The sequence below is a fragment of the Helicobacter valdiviensis genome (genome assembly GCF_003245365.1).
Taxonomy (GTDB): Bacteria; Campylobacterota; Campylobacteria; order Campylobacterales; family Helicobacteraceae; genus Helicobacter_D; species Helicobacter_D valdiviensis.
In genome coordinates, this window is record NZ_NBIU01000054.1 from 1 (window position 1) to 4,848 (window position 4,848).

Annotated in this window: 5 protein-coding genes and 1 pseudogene; all 6 read right to left on the minus strand. The window is 26.2% G+C overall.

Features of this window, described 5'->3' with window-relative positions; genetic code table 11:
• Nucleotides 1-353 (minus strand): annotated as a pseudogene (locus B6S12_RS10070) (hypothetical protein); the annotation flags it as partial.
• 9 nt (nucleotides 354-362) lie between these two features.
• Entirely contained in the window at nucleotides 363-1,946 is a 1,584-nt protein-coding gene (locus tag B6S12_RS10075) for a Tle-like phospholipase domain-containing protein (protein ID WP_111230651.1), read from the minus strand.
• Between the two features lie 8 nt (nucleotides 1,947-1,954).
• Entirely contained in the window at nucleotides 1,955-2,242 is a 288-nt protein-coding gene (locus B6S12_RS10080; RefSeq protein WP_111230652.1) for a hypothetical protein, read from the minus strand.
• Between the two features lie 531 nt (nucleotides 2,243-2,773).
• The gene (locus B6S12_RS10090) at nucleotides 2,774-3,166 is read right to left on the minus strand and encodes a hypothetical protein (protein WP_111230654.1); all 393 of its coding nucleotides are present in this window, start codon (nucleotides 3,164-3,166) and stop codon (nucleotides 2,774-2,776) included.
• A gap of 368 nt (nucleotides 3,167-3,534) precedes the next feature.
• Nucleotides 3,535-3,861 (minus strand): hypothetical protein, encoded by a 327-nt coding sequence (locus tag B6S12_RS10100; RefSeq protein WP_111230655.1) that lies wholly within the window; start codon nucleotides 3,859-3,861, stop codon nucleotides 3,535-3,537.
• A 785-nt stretch (nucleotides 3,862-4,646) separates the two neighbouring features.
• The coding region (locus B6S12_RS10110; RefSeq protein WP_425454664.1) for a lipase family protein at nucleotides 4,647-4,848 on the minus strand (202 nt) is incomplete at its 5' end.

Sequence of the window (4,848 nt, forward strand, 5' to 3'; positions counted from 1 at the left end):
AAGCAAAGCTCATCATTTTTATAAAAGATAGCAAGTCTTCCTTTACCACTGCTTTCATCACTAGGGGAAAAATAATAGCTAGGTTTATCTTGTAAAATATTTCCTTCTTTATTGGGTTCTCCAAAGTAAAAAGAATTATTAGGGAGTTCGGTGGAGCCTGTAAGGAGGGTGGAGTTTAGGAAGATATAAGCTTGGTAGTTTTGCAACTCTTCAAAAGTAAAATCTGTTGTTGCTTCTAATTTATAAAGTTCTTCATAAATACTTTGACAATCAATTATGCTTTTATTTTCACAAAGCAAATAAATACTTTTTTTATCTTTATGGATAGAATATAAAAAATTTCTACCTACCATCAATTCTCCTTAGATGATACCTATTTTAGCTTTTCCTTTAAAATATAAAGCTTGTGATATTTTACAAACTCCGCCCAAATATTGTTCATCCCAATTTTGCTCTTTTAGCTGATAAACTTTTGAATTATATCCATATATTTTTGCAATATTGCTAACATTCTCAAGACATTTCATATCTTGATTAACGACTACAAAAACCCTAAAATCTCCAACTGCTATCTTAAAGGCTAAATTATCCAATTGGTTAATAAAAGCACAATCTTTTCTAAGTCTATCATAATCTTCTTTATCAAGCATTAAAATATATTTTTCCTTTTCTTGTGCTTTTAAAATAAAATCTACAATTTTTGTTTGATTAATGGTAGGAGCGTTATAGCTTGTATAATAATCCTCCCCAACTCTTTGCAAAACTCCATTTGTTTCTTGCATTATAGTGGCTATTAATGAGAGAAAATATTCAAAATGATTGATTTTTTCTGGGGAGCTTCTAAAAAGCCCAAAGGGACCATTTTTAATAGCAAAATCATTTTTATTAATCGCATTATTTTTTGTTACAAAAGTTTCTGTATAAATTTGAATATTTTTCATAAAATGATTTAGATACTCTATACACTCGCTAAGGCTTTTATCTTTGATTTTGTTATAGTTAGCATCTAATTCTAGAAGATAAGCATAAAAATAGAGAGTTTGGGTAAGGGGGATGATTGAATGAGTATCTTTCCCAGTATATATAGCTAGGGCATTACTTGCACCATATTGAGCTGAAGCGATAATTTCAACTCCACCATTATCATAAATATGAGTTACTTTTCTTGAAACATCTATTGCTTTATTGCTAGAAATATCTTGCAAAATTTTTATAGCATTAGGATTTAAAAATATACTAGGAGAATTCCAGCCATGAACACTAGGAGCATTAAAGGTATAAACTTCATTAGGACTAAAGGATAATTTGTCTTTATATTTAATATCGCAATATATCAAAGCCATTTGAGCTAAATACCCACCCAATGAATGCCCTACAAATATAATGTTTTTATTTTCATTTTTGATGATTTTATCAACTTGTTCTAAAAATTCTAAAAGAGGAGAGGATTGGAGATTGCCACTAAGAGATAGAATAAAATCTTGTACTAAGTCATTAATTTTTGTAACTTCAGTTCCCCTAAATCCTGCTACAAATTTATCTTTTTCTTTATCATAAAACAAAGTAGCACTAAAACCACTTAAAGTATTAGGTTGATGGAATTTAATCTCATATCGTTGAGAGAAATTCCTAGCTTGTAATTCTCCAAATTCTCCATTTAATTCATCAAAATTTGTTTTTTCATCAAAGAAATTTAACATTTTTGATTGCCAAGCATCATCTAGCCTTAAATCAATCAATACTTCTTCATCTTTATATTTTTGACTTATAATATGTTCTAAATTTACTTTTATTTCTCTATAGCCTCTAAGAGAGTTTTTATCTTGAATTTTTTCTCGATTAGAATCTAACTCAAATACATTTCTACTATTAATAAATTCAAAGTTAAAATAACTTGCTTGAGCTAATTCTACATAATCTTTTAGCTTATTGATTTGAGTTTTCATTTAGTCACCTAAAAACTTGTTCGAACAATTATTAAAAAAATAATAAAGACCATAGGATAATACAATAATATCCATAATGCATTTATAATATATTTTCTTTCTTTTTTTATTACAAAATATACGATATTAAAAATAAATAATGGAGGCAACCAAATTATAGCTATAAATTGTAAAGCAAGTATGAAAAAATCTGTAAAACCCATGCTATCAAATCCATGTGCCGTAGGCACAAAAATTCCAAGTCCAATAGACCAAAACATCCCCCAAATGATATAAATTTTCTTTAATGTATTCATCTATTTTCCTTTTTAATATTTTTAATAAAATTATTTTACTTTTTTAAAAATTAAAATAAAAATAACTAGCCCATGCAAGTTCTACATAATCTCTTAGCTTATTGATTTTTTCTTTCAAAATTATCCTTTATTTAAATAATGATAAAAAAATATATAATGTAACATAAAAACTATTATGATAATAAAACATATAATACAATATCAAAGCTATAGGATAATAAAGTAACAATAGCAATACTATATACAAAAACTTTATTTCACAAAGAGAAAAAAAGCGATAAAGTATTAATAGAATTAAAGGGAAAATAATCCAACCTAGCATTACAAAAAATTCATACACTCTATTTGGATTATGCCCTACAGCAGGAGAAATAACAAATCCACTTATACAAAATACTACCCAAACAATATAAAACTTACGAAATACACCCATTTATTTTCCTTTTTAATATTTTTAATAAAATTCTTCTACTTTTTTAAAAATTAAAATAAACATAACTAGCCCATGCAAGTTCTGCATAATCCCTTAAATTATTGATTTGAGTTTTCATTTTTATTTCTTTTAATTAGATAAATTGTTACAAATATTACAATATGTATTGCAATAAAAATTAAGTATAGCTGAAAATTAATATTATTTCTATTGATTAATAATAACAATAAGTAACAACAAATGATTATCAATAATAATAAATAATAACAATAAGCAATAAACGCATTTTTTGCTTTTCTTGCTTTGATATAAATTGAATAATAAAAATAAGGCAATATTGGAAAAATAGATACTACCAGAAAAATTAAAAATGCATTTGAAAAACTTTCAAAAAAATCTTTCTCACTAAACAACTGGTAGAAAAAGCCATATAAAGCTAATGCTACTGCATACATCATCCAAACAATATATAAATTTTTTAATATTTTCACACCACTTTCCTGTTTGTTAAAATTTTAATTTTTATTAAAAATAACTAGCCCAAGCTAGCTCAGCATTGTCTCTAAGTTTTTGTATTAATATTTTGTTATCCATTTGCTTACCTCCATAATCTAGTAAAAAAATATATATTGGTATAATCAAGAATATTAAGTTTAAAATTTTCCACCATTGGAATTGTTTGTATGCATCTATGACTAGACTGACTATCACATAGGGAACTAATGGTGCAACAACTAGCATGAAAAAAATGTTGCTATTTTATATGGCGTAGCTCCATGCCCAATAGCTCCTGCTAGTAATGTAAAAAGAAAACAGGCAATAAGATAAACTACAAATATAATAAAAATAATATGTTTTTTCATCTCATATATTCCTTAGATTCTTTTTCTTGAAAAAGAGTAGCAGAAAAACCTAAATCTGTATTGGGGCAATGTTTTAATAAATCATAGCGAGAAAAGAATCTTTTTGCTTGTTCTTTACCAAAGTCGCCATCGAGTTTGCCGATTTTAAATCCTCTCTCATCAATAATTTTAGAGTTTTTGTAGGCAATATCTAAAACATTTTCAAAGGCAACAATTTTATCTTCATCTTTTATATCAAATTTATTATCAACGCAATTAAAATATCCATAACTTGCCCAAGCTAACTCGGCATAGTCTCTAAGATTTTTGATTTGTTGTTTCATGTTTTTTCTTTTAATCAAATATGAGATATAATAAAACTACCAATGGATAATACAATAATATCCATAATGCATTTATAATATATTTTCTTTCTTTTTTTATCACAAAATATACGATATTAAAAATAAATAATGGAGGCAACCAAATTATAGCTATAAATTGTAAAGCAAGTATGAAAAAATCTGTAAAACCCATGCTATCAAATCCATGTGCTGTAGGCAAAAAAATTGCATATCCAATTATCCAAAACACTATCCAAGTAATGTATACTTTTTTCAATAGATCCATTTATTTTCCTTTTTAATATTTTTAATAAAATTCTTCTACTTTTTTAAAAATTAAAATAACCATAGCTAGCTTGTGCAAGTTCTGCATAATCTTTTAAATTATTGATTTGAGTTTTAATTGTGTCCATAATTATCTCCAAAATTTTGCTATATAAAGCATAACAAACTTTTTTATCCAAACAGCATACAACCACAAAAACAGCAAACCGCAAAGCAATACCGATGATATAACACTATTTTTAAAAACTATAAATACCATAAATGCTATTATGGGAATAAGAAAATATAATGCATATTTTTTAAAAATAATTTAAAATCATTGATATTTTGGTTATTTTTATTGCAATATATCTCAAAATCAATAAGTAAGGTGTAATGGCTAATACTATACTCTCAAAAAGCCCCAAAAAAGTGCGGTTGATAAGCCATTCCTAGATACTTAACAAAAACTAAAAAGACAAAAACCTAGCCACCAAATATACAGAATTTAAAGTAAGTTTTCAATAGGCAATACTCCTAGATTCTAAAGAGACATTATAAGTATATAGTGCTTTGATATTATTTCTATTCTTATCATCACACAGGCTTAAAGCAAGCATTTGAGTTAATGCTTCACCTAAAGAATGCCCTACAATATCGATTTTAAAATCATCACTTCCATGCTTGTTTCTAATATTTTCTAAAACACTATCACTATAATGG